Below are 21,860 nucleotides of genomic sequence, written 5' to 3'. Positions count from 1 at the left end.
AAGCAGGGGTCGCACTGAATAGGCAGCCGGAAAAGCGAGTTGGCTTGGTAGCCACGGAATAGATCCCGGCTAAAAAAATAAATTTCGGAAGGAGATACGATGTCGAATGAATCTATTAATTATTGGAAATTTGCGACGATTGGAATACTGCTGGTTGGCGCAACCGTTGCCGCGACGGTGCTGGTCACGGGACGCGATTCGGGAACTGAGTCCACGTCCGTCAACGAAGCCCCAATCGCTGACGCAGCGGAAAAGACTATCCCGGATCCGGTGGTTGAGGAGGCTATACCTCCCAAACGCAGCGGGGGCGCTGCACGGTCAAACCGGAACGTGTCAGCTGCCCCGCCGCCACCCCCGACTTATACTCCGCAAGCAGCATACCCGCCCCAGCCCGCCTACCCTCCGCAGTCGGTCACGGAAGCATGCAACAGATATGCAAATGAGCAGGTAAACAGCAAAACCGAGGAAGTGCTCAAGAACGCAGCGCTGGGTGCTGCTATTGGCGCAGCGGTTGGCGCAGCGGGTGGCGCAATCGCGGGCGGCGGAAAAGGTGCCGGAAAGGGCGCCGCTATCGGTGGCGTAACCGGAGTGGCGGGGGGAACGCTTTACGGGCTCAACGAAACCAAGTCACGGGATGAGGAATATCAGGCCGTTTATTCCGCTTGCATGCGATCGAAGGGTTACTAGGAGAAATATTCCGGGTCAGCCCTGTCGATCCAGACAGAGAAGACGAGATTCATCGTTTCCGGGTCTGACCCAGATCGAGTGAGAATTAGCAATGAGGCGGCGTAATTCCCTCGTCGCATCATTGCTAATTATTCGTCTGGGTTCCGCATTTCCCGGGATACAGATGATTCCTCGGTGGGAGATAATGAAAAACGCATACTTTCCTTATTCCATTACTGCCGGTAAATGCGCGGCCAGCGCGTTTTTTTCCTTGGTAGATGCGCCCAGCAGGGCATAGCCCAGCAGTTTATCCTCCGCACTTTTAAACAGGGCCTTGACTCCATTTTCATCTTCCTCAACGAGCCATTCACCCTGGAAAGAGGTGTCAGGCGGCGATACGACAGCTGGACAAGACGGTGTTTTAACCAGCACGGGCATGGCAGGATAGCGTACCGCAGTTAAAGTTTGGGCAAGCGTAGCCGCCAGTCCGCGCGCCGCGTGCATGATAGGCATCACGAACGGCAGCACTCTGCCTTCCACTTCGGCGCAATCGCCCAGGGCATAAATGTCTTCATAACAGGTTTGCAGAGAGCGGTTGACCGAGATGCCGCGATTTATCGCAATACCCGCAGCCTGGGCCAGTGCAGTGCGGGGACGCAAACCGACAGCGGAGAGCACGATATCCGTCTGGATGATTTCTCCATTGGCGAGAGTCAGGCGCAGGCTTTCATGGATCCGCTCCACATACCGGGTTGCTGCCCCCAGGTAAAAAACAACACCGGCAGCCTCCAGCTTGCGTTGCATGAATGCGCCGCCTGCCTGCGGCAGAAGCCTCCCCAGGGGTTGGGGGCTGATATCGATCACGCGTACACGGTAGCCTGCCATGGTCAGATCGTTGGCAAACTCACAACCGATCAGGCCGGCACCCAGGATCGTTACATCCTTTTTTCCTTCCAGCGCATCACGCAGACGTTGGTAGTCATCCAGATCATTTACCGAAAGAATATCCTCCGCGCCCTCGCCTTCCAGAGGTAATCGGATCGGATCAGCTCCCATCGCCAGGACGAGTTTACTATAGACAAGTTTTTCTCCACCCTGCAACGTTACTGTTTTACTGGACGGGTCAATGGCCGATACCCGGCTATAGGGCCGGATCGTCATCTTCAGTTGCTCGGCCATTTTTTCGGAACTGGCATTCAATATGGACGCAGGCGTTTTACCCGTAGCCAGGGCATTGGAAAGCATCGGCTTCGAATAGAAACCGCCATGATCGGCTGAAATGATCAGTATGGACGTTTCGGTGTCCAGCTTGCGAAATTCTCGAGCGACGGTATAGCCTGCCAGGCCACTTCCGATAATGATAATAGGTTGCACGCTCATCCCCCAGCTTCTCCCGATCCATGATCGACGTTTATACGATTCCCGGTGCTTGTCTTGGCATGCACGAGGTAGCGATGCTCATTCCCATGCGATTGCAATTCATTCATTCAATTTCCTCTGAAATTATCAAATGATAAGTAATTTTGATTTTGACCACTTTAAAAAGTTTATGAACCCGCATTTGAAATACGGTAACCATATTTCTCCGAGGCAGCGGTGAACCGTTCGCAGGATGGGTGGAGGCTTTAAGCCGCAACCCATCGCGTATCTCTCGACGGCTTATGCTACATCCACTTATCCTGCCGATGACCTTTGGCATATAAGAGCTTGAGAGTGCACTACCCTTATTTCGGCAACTGAACATCGCGAAAGTTTATACTAGGGGAAATCCGGCGCTTCTCGAATTCATGATCGGATTCGAGCAGACGAAAGAATAGCCGAGATTAGACCGAAGGAATAATCTTATTGATGAGTGAACAGGGAATGAAAATCGGTTTCATTGGTCTTGGCATCATGGGCAAGCACATGGCTGGGCACCTTATCAACGGTGGACATGCGCTATTTCTTCATTCCCGAAGCGGCGTGCCGGAGGAATTGCTCAAGCAGGGAGGCTGCGCTTGTTCCTCGCCGGGGGAAGTGGCGCAAAACGCTGATATCATCATTACCATGCTGCCCGATACGCCGGACGTGGAACGGGTTCTGTTCGGTGAGAATGGCGTGGTGTCGGGATTGAAATCGGGGTTGAATCAAGGGCGGAATGCGGGGTTGAACACCGCGAATACCGCCCTGGACACCAGCTTGAGCAGCGGCAAGATCGTAATGGACATGAGTTCCATTTCCCCGATCGAAACCCGAAGATTTGCGGCCGATATCGGTAAGCTGGGTTGCGATTATGTGGACGCTCCGGTGTCGGGTGGCGATATCGGCGCAAAAAATGCAATCCTTACCATTATGGTCGGCGCCACCGAGACGGTATTCGAGAAAGTGAAACCCATCCTCGAATTAATGGGCAAAAGCGTAACCTTGATCGGAACCAATGGCGCAGGCCAGGTTTGCAAGATTGCCAATCAAATTATTGTTGCGCTCACTATCGAAGCTGTGGGCGAGGGGTTATTGTTTGCCTCCAAAGCTGGCGCGAATCCGGCAAAGGTTCGGCAAGCCCTCATGGGTGGATTCGCGGCATCGCGCGTTCTCGAGGTTCATGGCGAGCGCATGATCAAGCGGGAATTCGAACCGGGATTTCGCATCGAACTACATCAGAAGGACTTGGGCTTGGCGCTTTCCAATGCGCGGACGTTGGGCATCAGTTTGCCCAACACTGCTGCAGTGCAGGAACTGCTCAATGCCTGCACCGCTAATGGCGCCGGAGGGCGGGACAGCGCGGCAATGGTACGAATGCTCGAAAAATTGGCGAATCACGAGATTCAGGATTCAGCAGGAAAATCTGAAGGCTGAGCCATACAAAAATGGACGTGGAATTATTATGAATTCTCCCCAACTTGTCGCAAGCCTGCGAGCTTTTCTGCCGCCTGAAGCGGTGCTGCATGAGAAAGAGGACATGAGACCGTACGAGTGCGACGGGTTATCCGCTTACCGGCAAACACCAATGATAGTGGCACTTCCGCAAACCGAAGAAGAAGTGGCCAGAATCCTGCGGATTTGCCACGCCGCGAAAGTTCCGGTGGTGGCGCGAGGGGCGGGGACGGGTTTATCGGGTGGCGCATTACCCCACGCAGAGGGCGTATTGTTGTCGCTCGCCAAGTTGAAGCAGATACTAGAACTGGACCCGGCAGCCCGCACCGCAAGGGTACAACCCGGCGTGCGCAATCTTGCCATCAGCGAAGCGGCGGCGCAGTACGGCCTGTATTACGCGCCCGATCCTTCTTCGCAAATCGCCTGTTCCATTGGCGGCAATGTGGCTGAGAATTCGGGGGGCGTGCATTGCCTGAAGTATGGGCTTACCGTTCACAACATCCTTAAATTACGCGTGCTGACCATAGAGGGAGAGCTTCTTGAAATCGGCGGCGACAGTCTGGACGCACCAGGTTACGACCTGCTGGCCCTCATGACCGGCAGCGAAGGCATGCTGGGCGTTGTGACAGAAGTTACGGTAAAACTTACGCCCAGGCCTCAAAAAGCCCAGGTGGTGCTTGCCGCCTTTGATGACATACGCAAGGCGGGAAACGCGGTAGCCAACGTAATTGGCGCGGGAATCATCCCGGCCGGCATGGAAATGATGGACCAGATCACAACTCGCGCAGTAGAGGAGTATGTTCACGCGGGCTACAATCTCGAGGCGGCTGCGATTCTCTTATGTGAATCAGATGGCGCGGCAGAGGAAGTGGCGGAGGAAATCGACCGCATCGATGAAATCATGATCAAGAGCGGTGCAACCGAGATCAGAATATCCCGCGATGAGGCCGAGCGGCTCAGATTCTGGGCCGGACGGAAAGCCGCATTTCCAGCGGCGGGGCGTGTTTCACCGGATTACTATTGCATGGACGGGACGATTCCGCGCAAGAATCTCGCGCAGGTGCTAACCGGAATCGAAGCGCTTTCCGGCAAGTACGGCCTGCGTTGCATGAATGTTTTTCATGCAGGCGACGGTAATTTGCATCCGTTGATTCTCTATGACGCCAACCGGCCTGGAGAGCTTGAGCTGACTGAGGAATTTGGCGCACAGATACTCCAGATGTGCATCCAGGCGGGGGGAACCATTACAGGCGAGCATGGGGTCGGTATCGAGAAAATCGATCAGATGTGCTCGCAATTCAAGACCGCCGAACTGCAAATGTTCCATGCGGTAAAGGCAGCCTTCGATCCGGATGGGCTGCTTAATCCCGGAAAAGCGGTACCGGTGTTGCGCCGTTGCGCCGAGCATGGCGCCATGCACGTGCATCGGGGCGAAGAAAAATTCCCTGAGCTCCCAAGATTCTGAAGCTGATGGGTATCTTAGGCAGCTCGTACTGGTTGAGTGTCTGATTATAAGCCATGCAACATACCGTCCATCAACTTGCCGACACAATTCGCGCCGCCGCTGAAAATAACACGCCCTTGCTTATACGCAGCGGCGGCACCAAGGATTTTTACGGCAACGGCCCCCTGAATCCCTTCAATACCGTGAGTCCCGTTAATCCCGTTAGCCCGCCCGGCATTCTTGATGCCAGAGCTTATGCGGGCATAGTGGATTACGAACCAACCGAACTGGTGGTGACCGCTCGCTCCGGCACTCGTTTGGCAGATCTTGAAACAGAATTGCGCAAGCAGGGTCAAATGCTGGCGTTTGAGCCTCCGCATTTTGGCCCCGACGCCACGCTCGGTGGTTGTGTGGCATCCGGACTGTCCGGCCCCAGTCGCGCGTCGGCCGGGGCGGTACGTGACTTTGTGCTGGGCCTGCGCATGCTGGACGGCAAAGGAGACGACCTGAGTTTTGGCGGCCAGGTAATGAAAAATGTCGCGGGTTACGATGTCTCACGTTTGATGACGGGCTCGATGGGAACACTGGGTTTATTGCTGGAGGTTTCGCTAAAAGTATTGCCCCTGCCGGCGACGGCGCTTACGCTGCGCTTTCAGATGAGCGAGGCGGAAGCTATCAAGAAAATGAACCTTTGGGGGGGTAGATCCCTCCCGGTTTCGGCAACCTGCTTTTATGAAGGTGAACTTACCGTCAGGCTCTCCGGTGCTGTACCGGCGGTGCGTGCTGCCCGTGCGATATTAGGCGGCGAGGAAATCATTGAAGGCAGGACCTTCTGGGAATCGCTACGCGAACAGACGCACGCTTTTTTTCAGCAGGGGAAGCCGCTTTGGCGCTTGTCTATCAAATCAACCATACCGCCCCTTTTGCTGCCGGGAAAGCAATTGATCGAGTGGGGAGGAGCGTTGCGCTGGCTCGTGGCTGATACGAATGCAGGCGCCGATACGGAAGCGGTGCAAATAGCTGTACGCAAGGCGGCACAAGACGCCGGGGGCCACGCGACCCTGTTTCGCAGCTACGGGTTACACACGCCCATTTTCCATCCGCTTGCGCCGGCAATGATGAATATCACCCAGCGGCTGAAGGAAAAATTTGATCCTGACCGCATATTCAATTTAGGCCGGATGTATCCGGGAATATAAAGTGCAAACCAATCTCGCCGATTTCATCAAGGACTCTCCCGAGGGACAGGAAGCGGAAGCCATACTGCGGACCTGTGTCCATTGCGGCTTCTGTCTCGCCACTTGCCCGACTTACCAGTTGCTGGGCGATGAACTGGACAGTCCGCGCGGCCGCATTTATCTGATGAAACAGGTATTGGAAGGCGAACCAGTCACGGAAAAGACCCAGCTACATCTGGATCGCTGCCTGACTTGCCGTGCCTGCGAGACAGCTTGTCCTTCCGGCGTGCGCTACGGGCGGCTGGTCGATATCGGGCGTGGCATCGTCGAGAAGAAGGTGGGACGTGGTTTGGCCGCCGGTGCCATGCGATACGCGCTGCGTCAGACTTTACCCAAACCCGGCGTATTCGCGTCACTGTTGAAGATGGGGCAGTCTTTCCGTCCATTACTGCCGGAAAGTATGAAGGACACGCTGCCGGCGCCTGTGCAGGGCACGCGAGCGGCAGAGTCATGGCCGCCCGAGTGCCACGAACGCAAAATGCTCGTACTCCAAGGCTGCGTTCAGCCCACCCTGGCCCCCAATATCAATGCGGCGGCAGCGCGAGTACTAGACAAGCTCGGCATATCCCTCATCAGGGCCGCGAATGCGGGCTGCTGTGGCGCAGTGTCCTATCATCTCAATGCCCAGCAGGAAGGGCTGGATTACATGCGCCGCAATATAGATGCATGGTGGCCATATGTTGAAATGGAAGATGCCGGAGGGGGGGAAGGGGCAGGTCGAGTGGAAGCCATCATTATGACCGCCAGTGGTTGCGGCGTCACCGTAAAGGAATACGGTCATTTGCTGAGGCACGACCCTGCCTATGCGCAAAAGGCGGCTCGGATTTCCGAATTAACCAAAGATATCAGCGAAATTCTGGAAGCGGAAACACACGCACTTGTACCGCTTCTCGCCAGATTGCCTTCCAATGCAAGCAATACAGTAAAACCCAGGCTTGCCTTTCATTCCCCTTGCACTCTGCAACACGGGATGCGCATCCGAGGCGTCGCAGAGAAGATCCTGATCGCCGCTGGTTTCGAATTGACTTACGTACCTGACGCTCATCTTTGCTGTGGATCGGCCGGAACTTACTCGATTCTGCAGCCACAGCTGTCGCAACAGCTGCTGAAAAACAAAGTTTCAGCACTGGAATCGGGCGATCCCACCCGGATAGCCACCGCCAATATCGGTTGCCTCATGCATGTACAAAGCGGGACGTCCTTGCCGGTTGAGCACTGGATCGAAATACTGGATGGGATACTTGGCGATGGCGGCGCCCCAGGAAGCCAAAATGGCTATTACGAATGATAAAGGACGTTAGCGTTCAAACTTAACATTATCCAGCGGTACCGCCCAGTTGACGGAAGCCCAAAAGCATTCTATTCCGCACAGCGCTTGGCTGCACCGGGCAGCTATCCGATCGGCCGATGCGCCAGGCCGATGGATAACCGGATGATCCACCCGCGCGCCGCGGATGCAGATGTCCTCATCCGTATCGGCAATCATTCTTTCGCGCTACAGGGATAACTGAATACTGGCGTAGTGGTGGAAAAGCAGGAAGTGGCGCAGCAAATGGCAGCTCACGAAAGTGCGCGTACGACTGATCTCTATGACCGGCGTAAGAAAGCGCGTGGATATCGTTGCATTGAAAACTTTGTCACGTACCGCACAATGCCTGGCTGAAAATTTTTTTTCTGCTCCAAATAGTCTGTGAATAATAAAAAACCCGCCGAAGCGGGTTAAAGGAGCGGAGACTAAATCTTGGGTTTAGTTCCAGAGGGCATCCATGATAAGCAGAACACGGTGCTCGCCAGAGGCGACAGCCGGGGAACGATGAATTGCGCCTCTATGCGAATTCCCCTGCCATAGGGAACCTTTAAAAAGCAAAAGATCGAACAGATTAGGCGACTCAATCGTGGTTCTCTCGTCAAACAGGCCAGAAGCTTCGTCAGGAAGATCAAGACATCCCGGTCCGAGCTTGCCGCGATCCACCAGCTCATCATTGATCCACTCAGTTCCAGACCCGAGGTAGGTACAAATCAGCCTGATACCAGTGCGATCAACATGAAAGCGGGGACACATGACGCAATCAAGTATTTCAAGGCGTAACGCGATTTCGTCGCAGCCCAGCAAGTCGGCGTAAATCTCTGCAATGAGACGAATATCCTCAAGCAATGCCTCACGGCCAGGAAAATCAGGAAACAGGTCGAGCGCCAGTGTATATGGCGAACGAATAATGGTACGAAATCCTGGTCCAAGAAGGTTATTTGTCAGTCCTTTCTGAAGATAAGCCTCAATAATGCTGTTAACACCCCTGCGCCAAAGAGCAATTTGGGTAAAGGGATGAAATATGTGTATGAGTTCAGCCGGCTCATTCGTAATGAATGCATGAGATTCGATTCGCTCTACATCCGCATTTATCACTGTCTTCAGCATTGTTCTCTATTACACTGACTTTACTCTAGAGCTCATAAGCACGTTTATTCGACTCATGACGTTCCTGGGCTTCTATGCAAAGGGTAGCGGTCGGCCTGGCGAGCAAACGGGGGATGCCAATAGGTTCACCCGTCTCAGCGCACCAGCCATACGTGCCCTCATCAATGCGCATAAGGGCGTCGTCGATTTTCTTCAGCAACTTGCGCTCACGATCTCTAATCCGGAACTCCAGGGAAAGCTTTTCCTCGGTACTTGCCCGATCGTTGGAATCAGCCCCGCGAGCAATAGCTCGCATCTGTTCAAGCGTGCTTTGCGCGCTCTCAAGCAATCTGCGCCGCTCATCCTGCAATCGCAGGCGGAAGAACTCCAGTTGTGCGCAGGACATTACTCACCTTCAGGTATTGCATGTATGGGCTGTGATGGATTTTTTAAGTTCATCATTAGGGCTCTCCCACTTCTTCAACCTGTCCCTCCACAGGTATCCAATCTGGAAACTGGTCCGGCAACTCGCGCCAGGAGCTCATGCCCGTGTGAATCTCCGCAGGCTGGAGCTGGCATTGGGCGAAAGTTTTCTCCACCAGTTCCCGATCCATGTCGCAGCCGATGAAGACAACCTCGTTAATGCGATCACCGTAAGGCTGCCGCAAGCTCTCCTCTATGGACGCGCGCGCTTCACTTCCCTCGGCTGGCCAACGTTCTCGCGGCACTGCCGCCCACCATCGTCCTACCGGTTCCACGGTGGCGATGTTGCCGCACCGCGAATAGGATATTGCCCAATCGGGGCGACTCGCCAGCCACACGTATCCTTTCGCCCTCAAGACGCCATGCAACGGTTTCTCCATAAATGCTGCGAAACGCTCTGGATGCAGTGGTTCTGTCAAGCGTGCAATGAAGCTGGTGATACCAAACTCCTCGGTTTCAGGGGTATGTTCTCCTGCCAGTTCTTTGAACCAGCCTGCCATTTTGCTTGCACGGTCCAGGTCGAACCGTCCTGTTCCGAGAATCTTCCTCAATGGAACGTCTCCATGCTCGGCATACAGCACTTCCGCAACAGGGTTCAAAGCCTTGACGACCCCAATGACTTCATAAAGTTGACTTGCCGTGACCTTGTCTATCTTGCTTACCACGATTACATCCGCGAATTCGACCTGCTCCGTCAGCAAGCCAGCGAGCGTCCGATTGTCTTCATCACCTGCCACTTCACCCCGCTCGGCCAATAGATCTTCACTGGAAAAATCGCGTAACAGATTCACCGCATCCACCACCGTGACCATTGTGTCGATGCGGGCTATATCATTAAGCGACTCGCCTTTTTCATCTCGAAACTCAAACGTGGCGGCAACAGGCATGGGTTCGCCGATCCCGGTCGACTCAATCAGCAGGTAATCGAAACGGCCCTCGTCGCAGAGCTTGCGCACTTCCATGAGCAGGTCCTCGCGCAAAGTGCAGCAGATGCACCCGTTACTCATTTCGACTAATTTTTCCTCGGTACGGGATAAAGCCGAGCCGGCATTTTCCGTACCTCTTTGTATAAGCGATGCATCAATATTTACTTCGCTCATATCGTTCACGATCACTGCCACCCGCAGTCCTTCGCGGTTCGCCAGAACGTGATTGAGCAGGGTCGTCTTGCCTGCGCCAAGAAATCCGGAAAGCACTGTCACCGGCAAATGCTTACTCGATGTCGTCATAAGGCTCGCCTAGAGGTTGACTGGGAAATGAAATGAGAAGATACACTCGCTTATCTAACGCCTTGGGCCACATATACTTTCCACGTGTGCAGTTGTAAAATCATTACTATAGAGGCAGCGCGGCCTGGTTGTAGGGTAGCATTAATGCTAATGATATCATATTATCATTAGCATAGTGAAAACAGACTGTCGCATTGCTAACATTGGCTGCATCCAAACGCCCTAGTATTCTCCCTGGTGTTGCTCCACGAGGTATTGATGCATGAAACGTAATACCCGACAGCGCGATGCGATCCTCGGCGCAATCTCGGACGCGAGGAGGCCCCTTTCGACTCAAGAAATCCTTACAGAAGCACAGGTAGTTGTGCCCACGCTAAGTATTGCGACCGTCTATCGGAATCTGAAAGATCTGACGGCCGAAGGCTGGGTTTTGCCGGTTAAACTCCCAGGCGAGGCGGACCGCTATGAGGTCACAAAGTTGGGAGAGCATTACCACTTCAAATGCAGTTCATGCAGCAAAGTGTTCGATATCCATGAGACGATCAAGAATAAGGAGCTTCCGGTTCCCGCCGATTTCGTCGTCGAGAGCTATGACCTTATTCTTTATGGCCGGTGTAAGGATTGCACTCCCAAGAGCCGAAATTCCGGGCCGGGAGCGAGCAAACATACGTAATTCAAAGCCGTTTAATGCCAAGCTAATCTTTTCTAAATGTCTTGCTGGAATCCTTCAACCCTCCCCCCTCCGATCCAGACACGGATGGGAGGGGGAAAATCTCGTTTGCACTCAGCTGAAAATTAATCCCTCCTCCCCCGCCGCCTTGCCGTGTAACCCATCAGGGCTAGGCCTGCCAGAAACATTGCATAGGTTTCAGGCTCGGGAACAGTGAGTGCGATGGTGGATGCTTCGAAAGCGGGGACGCTGAGCCCCTGATTGAAGACGATGTGAAACGGATCGCTGTCCAGATAGGGAGAGGGCAAGTTGCCTGAAGCATCACGCGAGCTGAGCTGGAGCGTGGCAAGATAGGAACCTGCAGGATTTGAGTCCGATATCGAGAAGTCCAGGTGTCTATGAATACCACCACTGCTATCGGCTGCATCAATCACACCTAGCGGATTGATTACTCCGGCTGCGGTTATCAAGGTATCGCTTCCTAGCGCGTCTTCCAGTTTCAACGATATATTGTCGGGCGCTGCAACCCAGCTGGTGCCATTCCAGAAGTTTAGCTTGCCAATGGCCTGATACCAGAGCTGCTCTCCGGATAGAAAGGACCCGGAGGCAGCAACAAATCCAGGATCATTCGTTTTTAACGACCCGCCGTAGAGGTCGCCCAAATTCCCTTCAAAAATCTTATAGCCAGTCGAAAATGCTACCGGAACCGAATTCGATTCATCCACTACCAATCTACCCTGTATCACACTCGGCTCGACATCACCGTGCGTTTGCGCCAATACCTGGGGTGACGAAACCAATATCAAAACGACAGCTAGCCTGATGGCGATAGGAACATGTCGTAACATTTTTACCTCCTTATGGTTTTAATTAATGAAGAAGACCGAAAACGTGCACCTGAAGCGATTGATTTTAAATACGGGTTGATGAACTGCGTTAAGTATAACGATATATTATTAGCAATAGTGGAGGAATGCTACCGTAAAAATGTAATGGGAAACTAAAACTCGCCCCTTAGGCCGACAACCAGCGCTCGTCCCGGTAGCGGGGCGAAATTCTTGAGGAAAGACGTGTGAACACGCATTTCTTCATTAAGTAAATTCCTGCCTTGAAGGAAGACCTTGATCCCGTTCGATCTGGTTTCCTTAATACGGTAGCTCGCTTCCACATTCAATAACGTGTAACCGGGCGTACTGGTTTCAAGTTCCGCAACACGGTTTTGTTGCATTACCCGCATCGCCGTAATGTTCGCTGTCCAAGGCCCTGTCCTATGGTTCAATTCCAGCCCAAAGCGGGGCGGGGTGATACGTGGAACGTTGCTTCCATTGTTGAGTTTCCCGCGCACGTAATCGGCAAAAAAGCGCAAATCGAGTTCATCAGGCTTTAGAGCGACAATGACTTCGCCTTCGGCCCCATAAAATCTCGCCCCAGCCTGTGCAAAGTTCTGCACAAGGAATTCTCCTTCCGGATCCAGCATTCCGGTCTCGTCGGAGCGATCCGCAATCCCGTCATTATTGGCGTCGACACCATGCGCAAAAATATAATTTCCAATCCAGTTATGGAATACATTGAATTTCCATTTCACTATTCCCGTAGTCTTGCTCAATGCAAGATCGAGGTTATTGGTGGTCTCGCTCCTTAACGCACTATCGCCCATCTGGAATGTGGCCGTGGCATGATGTGCGCCATTGATGTACAGCTCTTCGGTGGCGGGAGCGCGCTGTCCCCGAGTGGCGGTGAAGCCCAGGCCGTGGCCATCCATGAATTTCCATAGAATACCGGTGGAAGCGTTGTAGAGACCAAAGGTGCGCGAAGGGAGGTTGCTGGTGGGGTCCTGGGTCGCGTACTCGCCGCGCCCTCCGATTTCCAGGCGCCAGCGATCCCAGTTGCGTTCTTCGACCAAAAATATGCCTGTGGAACGAGATTTGGTAGCAGGGATCACCGCCTCTTCCCCCAGGGCGGAAAAGTTGCGGTCCCGGAATTGCACTCCAAATACCCCCCTCCATCCGGCTATGGGGGCATGCAGGAGTTCTGCACGGGTTTCCAATCCCTGATTCTTGAATCGCGTGGCAATCTCCCCGCTCCCTTCGATCTCGTTATGTTTGTAATCGTTGTAGCCCATGCGCACTTTGAGTTTCTCAAGGCCAGCGATGGGCTGGTCCAACTCACCTGACAAATCGTAGCGGGTCTGCTTGAGATCGATTTTTGAGCCTTCCGGAGTGGGTATGCCATACTTATTTTCCAAGCGGGACACCGACCCGCCTAGAAAGCCCCTCTCGCCAACAAAGGACCCCCCTACGGATATTCCCCCTGAGTCCACTGCGCTATTTTCAACAACCCCTGCCCTGCTATTGGGATCGTCCATATTCGCGCGCCCGGGAATGTGATAGTCACCAGTTTTTCGCTTGAAGGCGCCTACGCTCAAGGATGCAGGCCCTACGCTTGTAACCGCATTGAAAGCACCTGCACGCTCCTCGGTCGCGGTGTTGCCCCGTACTTCAAAGTCACCTCTTGGTGACTTGAACAACTCACTCGGAATGCGGCGATTTACAACGTTGACCACTCCCCCGGATACACCGCTTCCGTAGAGCAGCGTGGCGGGGCCGCGCAGGATTTCAATTTGGGAAGCATTCAAGGATTCGGCGGTCACGGCATGATCCGGGCTCAAGGAAGAAATATCCAGCGTGCCAATGCCATTTTCCAGCACCCGTAGGCGGGGACCGTCAAGGCCGCGAATGATCGGACGGCCCGCTCCCGGTCCGAAGGAGCTTGAAGACACGCCAAGCTCCCGGGAAAGCGTATCTCCGAGGTTCGCTTCCCGCTTGCGGCGCAAGTCATCGCCGCGCAACACAGAAACCGGTTGGGCCATGTCAAGTTCGCTACGGTCTTGGAATGGCGTGGCGGTCACCATAACTGGTGGCAATACACTTTGGCTGCCCGCGTCCTGGGCTTGAACAAACGGCACGCCGCATAAAACAAGCATCACTATGGCGAGCAGCGATGCTTTCGCGCGTCCTGGAAACAGGAATGCGGAATTGCAAATTGAAATATTCATATCACTCTTTGAGTATTCCGGGTGAATTTGTGCAACAGATTCAGGCCACGCAGTAATCAATAACCGCCACCCTTTATGGGCGGATGGACAGGGCTGGAGACGGCACGCGCCAAACGAGTGCCGAGGTCAGCCAATCGGAGCAAGCAGAGGATTAAACTTGAGGGGGACCGCGGACGAGATAGGGGAGAGAAAAATCGAGGGGGAAAGGTTCCGATTTTAGAGATGGCAGGATCTGACATTTCCTCTGATTAAAGGAAAGCACAACCAGCGCCATGAAAATAATGGTAAGCCCTGCCAGTGCCACGCAATCGAGACAGACTCGATCTACGTCGCTACCTGCCTCGGCATCGATTTCACCGCCTTCTTCATGTCCACCGGCGTAAATCATACCGGTAATCTCGGCATCGTCCACGTGCGTCAACGCATGTGCTCCCTGGAGGATCGGAAGGAACGTCAACGCCGATACTAAAATCAGCAAAAACGCTTTACGCAGAATCATCGAGAAACTTTCACCACGATTCACTGGGGACAGCATGGCGGCGGCTATGCGCAGGCAGCGCATAGTCCTTTGACCGTCAGTCCAATTTCCCGGAACTGATAACCAGCAGGCAGCGGAAGGTTATACCCTGCCTTTATGTCGTCAAGACAGATTACTTTTGTGCAGCGCAGGCATTCAAAATGCGCATGCTGCTCCGATTGCGAAAAATGGGTATTTGCACGAAAACGCCATACGCGGTCATCGCTCACCAATTTGTGAGCGAAACCATTTTCGTTCAACCATTCAAGCACGCGGTAGAGCGTTACGCGGTTTAATTTGTGTTTACCCCGCAAGCGCTCCTCAATTTCGTGGTGGGTTACAGCCCGTTGTTCAGCCAGCAGCATGGAAAGCACCTCCACCCTGCCTGAGGTCACTCGCTCTCCAATACTGCGGATCATCTCTTCAGCCTGCTTCTGAAGGTTAAACATAAAAGCCCTTATTGCAACAAGGTTGCACTAGTATACTTGGGTATTTGCACGAGCGCAATCATGCGTTTGGAGACTGAATCAGCAAGGCGATTGAGGGGTCGCGGGATCAGAGATGACAAGGTTGCCTGCCATCGCAAGAGAAACGGCAGTAAAAATATGAGGGCGTGTTGCAACTTTCCCAGGATGGAACAGGATCTCATCTATTCCTCCATACTGTTCAAGTAAAGAGAAATAAAAGAGAAGGGGATCGCGGGAGCGCGATCCCGGGGAGGAACTAAAGGGAGGCAGAAAGAGAAGGGTTAAACCGGGAACCAAGCCTCATTCGCTTTCAAGCGTTGACGTCTGCTCGCGACGAAGCTGACCAACCCCAACCCGGCCAGCAGCATGGCGTAGGTCTCCGGCTCAGGCATGGCGCTGACGAATCCCGGTAGATCAGTCAGTATTATTCGTCCGTTGAGGGGTTGGACTGGACGGGCGTTCCCATCCGGAAAGAGTGTTTCGAAAGCCTGAAGTTGAGTCGCGGACATTTCCATCGGTTGCGCAAAAGTGATCCATTGCACGCCCTCGGTGAAGGGGGGGGTTGTGAGCGAACCGGTATAACGAAAAGTTTCCATCCTGTCCGGCAGAAGTGAATTCAGATTAAAGTTGTCTATTGATTTCGTCTCCGTAATGGTTTCTGGCAAGTCTGAAAAAATTGGGCCAAGTGCACTGTTGAAGCTGCCTTCGTTGACCAATCGGCCGACTACTACAAGGTTATCGGCATTGGCAAACACCAGATGCATCTCCATTGGGGCAGCCTTGTTGTTTTCTAGATGCTCAGAAGGTTCATGGAAATGAAATTGAGCCAGGCTATAAGTTTTCCCGTCAACTGTCAGCGATCCTTCACCGGGATCAATATTGGCTCTTATCGTGCTTTCCGCACTCGGTGACCCATTATTAATGACGCTCAGATCAGTGCTGGAGCTTAAGTTAAAATGCAATGGCGATAATTGCCCGAAATAGGTGTTATGGGAACGAATGTTGATGGGGCTTTGGGCCTCCATCCCTTCCAATACGCTGTCTATTACACTATCAGCCAGCCTGTCGCTTGCTGCACTCGCCGTCGCCGGTAATCCGGTCAGGCAGAGTGCAGAAATGAGTGGGGTGAGTTGCAGTAACCGGGAAATCGATGTGTGCATGCTACAACCTCCTGAGGAGCGTTAAAGGATACAAAACAATTATTGCTCAGCTAAAAGTAGCATGCCTCATGTGAAAAAAAAGTCCTCCTGGTGTGAGGAATTTGTTATGTCTGTATCGGCTACCGTTGCAAGGGGAGGCTACAGCGCCGGCCAGAGTCGTTGATCGCAGAAACCAATCTGGGATAGAAGTAAAGGCTACCCTCTATTCACCTGACCGGCTGGATACTGAATATTTTCGCTGCGCGCATCTGCCAGCGTGAATGCGATAGTTAGTGGTCCAACACGGCCAATCAAGGTTAGCACAACGATAATGTATTACCCGGCGACTGATAAATCAGCCGTTATCCCTCTTGACAGTCCCACTGCGGCAGCTGCCGATACCGCTTCAAATGCCAGGTCAAGGAAACCTCCCTTTTCTGTGATAGTCAGCAGGAACACGCTGGTGCTGCGCAAAACAACGAAATCACCGTTATGGCCAATGGTTTGCGGATGATATCGAGTTGAATGCTGCGACCAAATACGAGAGGCCGCTCCTGCCCTCGCAGAAATGTCCATGTTGCCAGCAATGCCACGCGAAAAGTGCTGACTTTTATCCCGCCGGCCGTCGAGCCACTGCCCCCGCATGAAATAGGCTCGTGGCTAGCAGCTGGCAGTTTCAACAACAGAGTTCCAAGGATGGATAGCCCGATATAGGACAAGATCAGGGCTTGAGGGGGTTGGAGACTAAGGAACCACTTCTTTCCGAGCAGGAGCCAGTGGGAATGTAATGCTGAACACATTACAGATACTTGCTGATTTTACGCAAGTCACCGAGGGTACCGAACAAAATGATCTTGTCGTTAACCTTGAGATCATAGTGTTCTAGCGGAGGAGTCGACACCGCCTCATCCAGATGCTCGATCAACAAGCACCGAAGATTATTCTCCGCCAAGTGTAAGGCATTGATGCTCTTCCCCGCGAGGCGCTCAGAAATGAAAGATTTGAACGGATTGGCAAGAAGGCTCCTTGCGCGAAAGGATGACTCCAAGGTGTTGGGCAGCATGTGTACACCTTGAATATGTGTAGCTGCCAGGTGGCCCGGGTTCTCTGCAGCATCCTGGAGTGCATGCGGCTCCAACTACGGCTGACAAAGCTGGATTACTCTAATTCATTCGCCCCTCATTAGGATTGCGAGCCCTTTCTATCATACTCTGAGCCGCTGCATCCAATATCTTGGAACAGATCGGATGATTTTCTTTTTCGATACAATATTTGTTGAGGAAAGCATCCTGGCTCATCTCTTTGCCATTGACTACGATGTTGTCTGGGTCGTCAACCTGCGGCACTTCCCGCTCGCAGGCCAACACAAATATTCCTGGCAAAAGCCAGCTTACTCTGATCATTGGTTATCCTTAGGTTGGTTATGCTCCACTTCATACTGATTTTACTGCATTTATGTCGCCCTAAGGCGCCAAGCTCGGTTACTGTCCTTGCTGCTGAGGTCAACGAGGTTCAAGTCGAACCGCTCCTGATTATGGCATCGCGCTTATAGTCCAGTAGGTGTCAATAGAACGCATGACTTCCACTAATTGGCGGTAGTCAACTGGCTTCACCACATACCCGGCAACGCCGAGGTTGAAGCTGTTTAGCTTGTCCTGTTGATCATCGGAGGCGGTCAGCACCACTACCGGAATAGCCCTGCGTTTCTCGTCCTTTTTCACTGCCCGCAGGAATTCGATGCCGTTCATGATGGGCATATTCAAATCCAGCAAAATGAGACAGGGCTTGTCGCTGTTCTCATCCCGCAGGTAATTTAGCGCATCCTCGCCGTTTTCGAAGTGCACGATTTGATTTGTCACATGAATTCCCTTAAGAGCACGGGTAACCCTCATCACGTCCACCTGGTCGTCTTCGACGAGGAGAATTGGTTTGTTAGTAACCCTCACGGTAGTTTTTCTATGTTAATTAGTTAAGGAGGGCAGTTTTACCTCCAGGAAAAGGAAACGAGGGAAGAAGAGAAAGAGGGGGAGAAATTTTGTCTCTACTAATCAGGGAAGTCCACAGGCAGGCTTATCATACCCGCAATGGTCTTAACTCGCACCTACAATGAGACGGACTTGGAAAGATGCGCTTGGCCCGATACTCAGGGGCGTTTAGCGCAGTAAAGGCCAAAGCTGGTGTCTGTTTGCCTTATCGGCGGAGAGATTCCGCACGGGCCGGATGAACTATAACCATCCATGCAAGGCATGCTGCTTATGATGGTATCGAGTCTTTGCATCCGCACTTACTCCAGCCGGCCATCTGAGTTGGACAAGATAGAGACGGCCGACAATCTCTTTGCCAGAGCAACGGACATTCCTCGCAACGTTCAGTGGGTCAAGCCCATACTGGTTGCGGAAGTCTCATTTTCCGAATGGACCCGCGATGGCCGTATCCGCCACCCTTCGTTTCGCCCCGAAGCTTGCCCTGGTCAGCCCGGGCTCGTCCTGGCCTGGGCGTGTCTGTGCCGCTGGCTTGGAAAAACTGGGAGGATTGACGAGTGCATTCCGCCGGACCGCCTCCACCATTCAAGACCGGTTGGAAAAAGGAAATATCAGTGGTCAGACTATGAAGCATCACGGCAGTCCGGAGTGCCGGCGATGAAAATATTGGGGTCAGGCCGCAAGGAAGGCGCCCTGGACGATGACGGGGTTAGGCCGACTCATCTATCGGTTTCAAGTAATTCTTTACTGCCGTTAAAAGAATCGGCCCGGCGGTCTGACCTTTCTTCATGTTGCCCAATGGCTACGGTTAGAAGCAAACCTACGAACGAATTACGCACAAGCGTGCCGGATAGCCAATCGGGAATAACACCCTCTACCTCCAGGTGGGGAGGAGGAAATCCATGGGATTTACCCAGGATAAATATGCTATGAATGATAGGCGAATCCATGCAAACTGCTCTCGCTTAGCCCGGTTTTCAGGAATTCGTGTCCGGCTTGTCGTGCCAGGTATCGCCCACGAAGCGGCCGTTTCGCTTTTTACCCCTGCTTTAACCCTATATAATCAGTTAACTTTTCTTTATCCCGAGGTCGTCCGGCACTATCCATGAGCTTTGTCAACAAGCCGATGGCGAAAAAATCAAGCTCCAATCCCCTGCCGCCCCGGCTCGCCCGGTTGCTGCGCGAGGCCGCCGGGCTTGCGTTGCTGGGCGTGGTGCTTTATCTGGTGCTGATATTTTATGGATATGATCGCGCCGACCCGGGATGGTCGCACAGCGGGAGCGCTCAAGCCCAAAACCCCGGCGGGCTTGCGGGCGCATGGTTGTCAGACTTGTTATTGTATTTATTCGGCGCTTCAGCCTGGTGGTCGGTATTATTCTTTCTCTTCCTGGTCTCATGGTCGTACCACCGCCTTGATGGAGGAGTTTTCGACCGACGTCCCTTGTTTGTATCCGTCGCGGGTTTTCTGGTATTGCTGATTGCCAGCAGCGGACTTGAAGCGCTGCGGTTTTATACGCTCCAGATAACCTTGCCTCAGACACCGGGCGGTGTGCTGGGCCTGGTAATCAGCAAGAACCTGTCCCAGATGCTGGGTTTCACCGGCGCGACGCTCGCGCTGGTCATATTGATTGCAATCGGTTTCAGCCTGTTTACCGGCCTTTCGTGGTTGCGCTTCGTTGAAAAACTGGGCGCCATCATCGAGGGGAGTTGCCTGCTCCTCAAACGGCAATGGGAGAACTGGCAAGATCGCCGCGCAGGACTGGCCTCGGCAGTCAAACGCGAGGAGCTCGTCGAGGTGGGAAAGAAACGTTTCCACGAGAGCCCACCTTTACACATTGAACAGCCGGCCACCGCGATTCCGAAGTCGCCTCGGGTAATCAAGGAAAAACAGACGCCCCTATTCGTTGATCTGCCTGATTCGCCGTTGCCGCCATTGCGTCTCCTGGATGAGCCGCCGAAGAAGGATGTGGAGATATTGTCCACCGACACGCTCGAATTTACTTCCCGCCTCATTGAACGGAAACTGATTGATTTTGGCGTGGAGGTTAAAGTGGTGGCGGCATATCCCGGTCCCGTCATTACCCGCTATGAAATAGAGCCCGCCGTCGGCGTTAAAGGCAACCAGATACTCAACCTGGTGAAAGACCTGGCGCGATCGTTATCCGTGGTGAGCATACGGGTGGTTGAAACGATCCCGGGCAAGACCAGCATGGGCCTGGAAATTCCCAATCCAAGACGGCAGGTGGTGCGGCTATCAGAAATTCTCAGTTCGCAGGCCTATGCGGAGATGGCGTCGCCTTTGACGATTGCGCTGGGCAAGGACATCGGCGGACATCCGGTCGTGGCGGACCTGGCAAGAATGCCGCATGTACTGGTGGCGGGAACGACGGGATCAGGCAAGTCGGTGGCGATCAATGCAATGATACTAAGCCTCATCTACAAGGCGACGCCTGAGCAGGTGCGCCTGATCCTGGTAGACCCGAAGATGCTTGAGTTGTCCGTATATGAGGGCATTCCGCATCTGCTGGCACCTGTGGTAACAGATATGCGGCAGGCGGCGAGCGCGCTCCGATGGGGTGTGGCGGAAATGGAGCGGCGCTATAAGCTGATGTCTGCGTTGGGGGTGCGTAATCTCGCTGGTTACAATCAGAAGATCCGCGACGCGATCAAGAACGAGAAACCGCTGACCAACCCATTCAGCCTTACGCCCGATGCGCCGGAACCGCTGGAAGAGATGCCGCTGATTGTAGTGGTGATAGATGAGCTGGCGGATCTGATGATGGTGGTCGGCAAGAAGGTGGAGGAATTGATTGCCAGGCTTGCGCAAAAGGCGCGTGCCGCGGGTGTACATTTATTGCTCGCCACCCAGCGGCCCTCGGTGGATGTGATTACCGGCCTGATCAAGGCGAACATTCCGACGCGGGTCGCGTTTCAGGTATCCAGCAAGGTTGATTCCCGCACGATACTCGATCAGATGGGGGCGGAAGCGCTGCTGGGGCAGGGCGATATGCTTTATCTGCCGCCGGGCAGTGGGTATCCGCAACGAGTGCATGGCGCGTTCGTTGCGGATCAGGAAGTGCACCGGGTTGTGGAATATCTGAAGGAGCACGGTGAGCCGCGTTATGTGGATGGCGTGCTTAACGCATTGGAAGAGGATAACGGGGCGGGCGACAGTGGGAGCATGGCAGCGCAGGAAGGCGGGGAATCCGATCCGCTTTATGACGAAGCCGTGGGAGTGGTGCTCAAGTCCCGCCGTGCCTCCATTTCACTGGTACAGCGGCATTTGCGCATTGGTTACAACCGGGCGGCGCGGCTGATTGAAGAAATGGAACGCGCCGGTCTGGTTTCAGCCATGCAGACCAACGGTAACCGGGAAGTACTGGTTCCCGCACGCAATGAATAGAAGCCGGCAAATGCTGCAAAGTCATGCCTGGTCGGCCAAATCATTCAACGCGATCGCCAGCAGTTGATCCAGCTATCAAACACCACAACAGTCATACCCGCGAAAGCGGGTATCCAGAGCGTCACCGTGGTCGTGCAAGTTAAAACGCCCCGCTCCCCGGATTCGGGGAGCGGGGCGTTGCTCGTAAAGCCAAAGCAGCTTCAGCTAATCACCTCGTCAGCCGCTTACGGTACGATCCGGTTGTTGAGGATGACTTTGCTCTGGCCGTTCCAGACGACGTCCGTCAGGTTGGAGTAGCGGGTGATGATCTGCGCCGCAA

Annotated in this window: 20 protein-coding genes and 2 pseudogenes; 8 read left to right on the top strand and 14 right to left on the bottom strand. The window is 53.6% G+C overall.

The genetic code is table 11. The features are described from left to right. The first annotated feature begins 99 nt into the window (after positions 1-99). Entirely contained in the window at positions 100-687 is a 588-nt protein-coding gene (locus BMZ14_RS12120; protein WP_074797973.1) for a hypothetical protein, read from the top strand. A gap of 204 nt (positions 688-891) precedes the next feature. Here BMZ14_RS12120 and BMZ14_RS12115 read toward each other — a convergent pair whose 3' ends face one another. Further along, complete coding sequence (locus BMZ14_RS12115) at positions 892-2,046, bottom strand: NAD(P)/FAD-dependent oxidoreductase (protein WP_074797971.1); 1,155 nt, start codon at positions 2,044-2,046, stop codon at positions 892-894. A 468-nt stretch (positions 2,047-2,514) separates the two neighbouring features. On the opposite strand from BMZ14_RS12115, the gene BMZ14_RS12110 reads away from it, so the two are divergent. Genes BMZ14_RS12110 through glcF form a run of 4 tightly spaced genes read left to right on the top strand, consistent with a single transcriptional unit; the run spans position 2,515 to position 7,489 of the window. After that, positions 2,515-3,501: an NAD(P)-binding domain-containing protein gene (locus tag BMZ14_RS12110; protein WP_256208606.1), complete on the top strand. Its 987-nt coding sequence runs from the start codon at positions 2,515-2,517 to the stop codon at positions 3,499-3,501. Positions 3,502-3,529: 28 nt separating this feature from the next. Continuing rightward, the gene (locus tag BMZ14_RS12105) at positions 3,530-4,984 is read left to right on the top strand and encodes an FAD-linked oxidase C-terminal domain-containing protein (RefSeq protein ID WP_074797966.1); all 1,455 of its coding nucleotides are present in this window, start codon (positions 3,530-3,532) and stop codon (positions 4,982-4,984) included. A gap of 53 nt (positions 4,985-5,037) precedes the next feature. Continuing rightward, the gene (gene glcE / locus BMZ14_RS12100) at positions 5,038-6,162 is read left to right on the top strand and encodes a glycolate oxidase subunit GlcE (protein ID WP_074797964.1); all 1,125 of its coding nucleotides are present in this window, start codon (positions 5,038-5,040) and stop codon (positions 6,160-6,162) included. 1 nt (position 6,163) lies between these two features. After that, on the top strand, positions 6,164-7,489 hold the full coding sequence (gene glcF / locus BMZ14_RS12095; RefSeq protein WP_074797962.1) for a glycolate oxidase subunit GlcF: 1,326 nt from the start codon (positions 6,164-6,166) through the stop codon (positions 7,487-7,489). 459 nt (positions 7,490-7,948) lie between these two features. On the opposite strand, the gene BMZ14_RS12085 is transcribed toward glcF, so the two are convergent. Genes BMZ14_RS12085 through BMZ14_RS12075 form a run of 3 tightly spaced genes read right to left on the bottom strand, consistent with a single transcriptional unit; the run spans position 7,949 to position 10,308 of the window. Then, the gene (locus BMZ14_RS12085) at positions 7,949-8,617 is read right to left on the bottom strand and encodes a DUF1826 domain-containing protein (protein WP_218145034.1); all 669 of its coding nucleotides are present in this window, start codon (positions 8,615-8,617) and stop codon (positions 7,949-7,951) included. A 25-nt stretch (positions 8,618-8,642) separates the two neighbouring features. Further along, complete coding sequence (gene dksA, locus BMZ14_RS12080) at positions 8,643-9,002, bottom strand: RNA polymerase-binding protein DksA (protein ID WP_074797958.1); 360 nt, start codon at positions 9,000-9,002, stop codon at positions 8,643-8,645. A gap of 55 nt (positions 9,003-9,057) precedes the next feature. Then, positions 9,058-10,308 (bottom strand): GTP-binding protein, encoded by a 1,251-nt coding sequence (locus BMZ14_RS12075; protein WP_074797956.1) that lies wholly within the window; start codon positions 10,306-10,308, stop codon positions 9,058-9,060. Positions 10,309-10,570: 262 nt separating this feature from the next. Between BMZ14_RS12075 and BMZ14_RS12070 the strand changes: the two genes are divergently transcribed. Next, entirely contained in the window at positions 10,571-10,981 is a 411-nt protein-coding gene (locus BMZ14_RS12070) for a Fur family transcriptional regulator (protein ID WP_074797954.1), read from the top strand. A gap of 122 nt (positions 10,982-11,103) precedes the next feature. Here the strand turns inward: BMZ14_RS12070 and BMZ14_RS12065 are convergent, their stop codons facing one another. The 8 genes from BMZ14_RS12065 to BMZ14_RS12025 all read right to left on the bottom strand — a co-directional run bounded on the left by BMZ14_RS12065 (position 11,104) and on the right by BMZ14_RS12025 (position 18,102). After that, positions 11,104-11,826 (bottom strand): PEP-CTERM sorting domain-containing protein, encoded by a 723-nt coding sequence (locus BMZ14_RS12065; protein ID WP_074797952.1) that lies wholly within the window; start codon positions 11,824-11,826, stop codon positions 11,104-11,106. 152 nt (positions 11,827-11,978) lie between these two features. Continuing rightward, the gene (locus BMZ14_RS12060; protein WP_083396780.1) at positions 11,979-14,033 is read right to left on the bottom strand and encodes a TonB-dependent receptor; all 2,055 of its coding nucleotides are present in this window, start codon (positions 14,031-14,033) and stop codon (positions 11,979-11,981) included. 151 nt (positions 14,034-14,184) lie between these two features. Beyond that, on the bottom strand, positions 14,185-14,532 hold the full coding sequence (locus BMZ14_RS12055; protein WP_177186980.1) for a hypothetical protein: 348 nt from the start codon (positions 14,530-14,532) through the stop codon (positions 14,185-14,187). 44 nt (positions 14,533-14,576) lie between these two features. Next, positions 14,577-14,999, bottom strand: coding sequence for a Fur family transcriptional regulator (locus tag BMZ14_RS12050; protein WP_074797946.1), 423 nt, complete (start codon positions 14,997-14,999; stop codon positions 14,577-14,579). Between the two features lie 299 nt (positions 15,000-15,298). Continuing rightward, positions 15,299-16,177 carry a carbonic anhydrase gene (locus tag BMZ14_RS12045; protein WP_074797943.1) on the bottom strand — a complete coding sequence of 293 codons (879 nt, stop codon included), beginning with the start codon at positions 16,175-16,177 and terminating at the stop codon, positions 15,299-15,301. Between the two features lie 778 nt (positions 16,178-16,955). Beyond that, a complete protein-coding gene (locus tag BMZ14_RS12035) occupies positions 16,956-17,219 on the bottom strand; it encodes a TrkA C-terminal domain-containing protein (RefSeq protein ID WP_143071987.1) in 264 nt (87 codons plus the stop codon). A gap of 100 nt (positions 17,220-17,319) precedes the next feature. Next, positions 17,320-17,559: a hypothetical protein gene (locus BMZ14_RS12030; protein ID WP_074797938.1), complete on the bottom strand. Its 240-nt coding sequence runs from the start codon at positions 17,557-17,559 to the stop codon at positions 17,320-17,322. Between the two features lie 129 nt (positions 17,560-17,688). After that, positions 17,689-18,102, bottom strand: a complete 414-nt coding sequence (locus BMZ14_RS12025) for a response regulator (protein WP_074797936.1) — start codon at positions 18,100-18,102, stop codon at positions 17,689-17,691. 291 nt (positions 18,103-18,393) lie between these two features. On the opposite strand from BMZ14_RS12025, the pseudogene BMZ14_RS15660 reads away from it, so the two are divergent. Further along, positions 18,394-18,597, top strand: a pseudogene (locus BMZ14_RS15660) (hypothetical protein); the annotation flags it as partial. A gap of 260 nt (positions 18,598-18,857) precedes the next feature. On the opposite strand, the gene BMZ14_RS15510 reads toward BMZ14_RS15660, so the two are convergent. Beyond that, positions 18,858-19,088: a carotenoid oxygenase family protein gene (locus BMZ14_RS15510; RefSeq protein WP_143071986.1), complete on the bottom strand. Its 231-nt coding sequence runs from the start codon at positions 19,086-19,088 to the stop codon at positions 18,858-18,860. 155 nt (positions 19,089-19,243) lie between these two features. On the opposite strand from BMZ14_RS15510, the gene BMZ14_RS12015 reads away from it, so the two are divergent. Beyond that, positions 19,244-21,541 (top strand): DNA translocase FtsK, encoded by a 2,298-nt coding sequence (locus BMZ14_RS12015; protein ID WP_074797930.1) that lies wholly within the window; start codon positions 19,244-19,246, stop codon positions 21,539-21,541. A gap of 224 nt (positions 21,542-21,765) precedes the next feature. Here BMZ14_RS12015 and BMZ14_RS15655 read toward each other — a convergent pair. After that, positions 21,766-21,860, bottom strand: a pseudogene (locus tag BMZ14_RS15655) (methane monooxygenase/ammonia monooxygenase subunit C); the annotation flags it as partial.

The organism is Nitrosospira briensis (assembly GCF_900115125.1).
GTDB lineage: Bacteria > Pseudomonadota > Gammaproteobacteria > Burkholderiales > Nitrosomonadaceae > Nitrosospira > Nitrosospira briensis_A.
Note: the sequence above shows the minus strand (reverse complement) of the source record. Positions and strands in the feature narration are given on the sequence as shown.

Coding starts and splice junctions, on each gene's coding strand:
- BMZ14_RS12075 (WP_074797956.1), bottom strand. CDS start 10,308: ATGACGACATCGAGTAAGCATTTGCCGGTGACAGTGCTTTCCGGATTT.
- BMZ14_RS12110 (WP_256208606.1), top strand. CDS start 2,515: ATGAGTGAACAGGGAATGAAAATCGGTTTCATTGGTCTTGGCATCATG.
- BMZ14_RS12030 (WP_074797938.1), bottom strand. CDS start 17,559: ATGATCAGAGTAAGCTGGCTTTTGCCAGGAATATTTGTGTTGGCCTGC.
- BMZ14_RS12120 (WP_074797973.1), top strand. CDS start 100: ATGTCGAATGAATCTATTAATTATTGGAAATTTGCGACGATTGGAATA.
- BMZ14_RS12015 (WP_074797930.1), top strand. CDS start 19,244: ATGAGCTTTGTCAACAAGCCGATGGCGAAAAAATCAAGCTCCAATCCC.
- BMZ14_RS12045 (WP_074797943.1), bottom strand. CDS start 16,177: ATGCACACATCGATTTCCCGGTTACTGCAACTCACCCCACTCATTTCT.
- BMZ14_RS12070 (WP_074797954.1), top strand. CDS start 10,571: ATGAAACGTAATACCCGACAGCGCGATGCGATCCTCGGCGCAATCTCG.
- BMZ14_RS12115 (WP_074797971.1), bottom strand. CDS start 2,046: ATGAGCGTGCAACCTATTATCATTATCGGAAGTGGCCTGGCAGGCTAT.
- BMZ14_RS12065 (WP_074797952.1), bottom strand. CDS start 11,826: ATGTTACGACATGTTCCTATCGCCATCAGGCTAGCTGTCGTTTTGATA.
- dksA (WP_074797958.1), bottom strand. CDS start 9,002: ATGTCCTGCGCACAACTGGAGTTCTTCCGCCTGCGATTGCAGGATGAG.
- BMZ14_RS15510 (WP_143071986.1), bottom strand. CDS start 19,088: ATGGATTCGCCTATCATTCATAGCATATTTATCCTGGGTAAATCCCAT.
- BMZ14_RS12050 (WP_074797946.1), bottom strand. CDS start 14,999: ATGTTTAACCTTCAGAAGCAGGCTGAAGAGATGATCCGCAGTATTGGA.
- BMZ14_RS12105 (WP_074797966.1), top strand. CDS start 3,530: ATGAATTCTCCCCAACTTGTCGCAAGCCTGCGAGCTTTTCTGCCGCCT.
- glcE (WP_074797964.1), top strand. CDS start 5,038: ATGCAACATACCGTCCATCAACTTGCCGACACAATTCGCGCCGCCGCT.
- BMZ14_RS12055 (WP_177186980.1), bottom strand. CDS start 14,532: ATGATTCTGCGTAAAGCGTTTTTGCTGATTTTAGTATCGGCGTTGACG.
- BMZ14_RS12035 (WP_143071987.1), bottom strand. CDS start 17,219: ATGCTGCCCAACACCTTGGAGTCATCCTTTCGCGCAAGGAGCCTTCTT.
- BMZ14_RS12060 (WP_083396780.1), bottom strand. CDS start 14,033: ATGAATATTTCAATTTGCAATTCCGCATTCCTGTTTCCAGGACGCGCG.
- BMZ14_RS12085 (WP_218145034.1), bottom strand. CDS start 8,617: ATGCTGAAGACAGTGATAAATGCGGATGTAGAGCGAATCGAATCTCAT.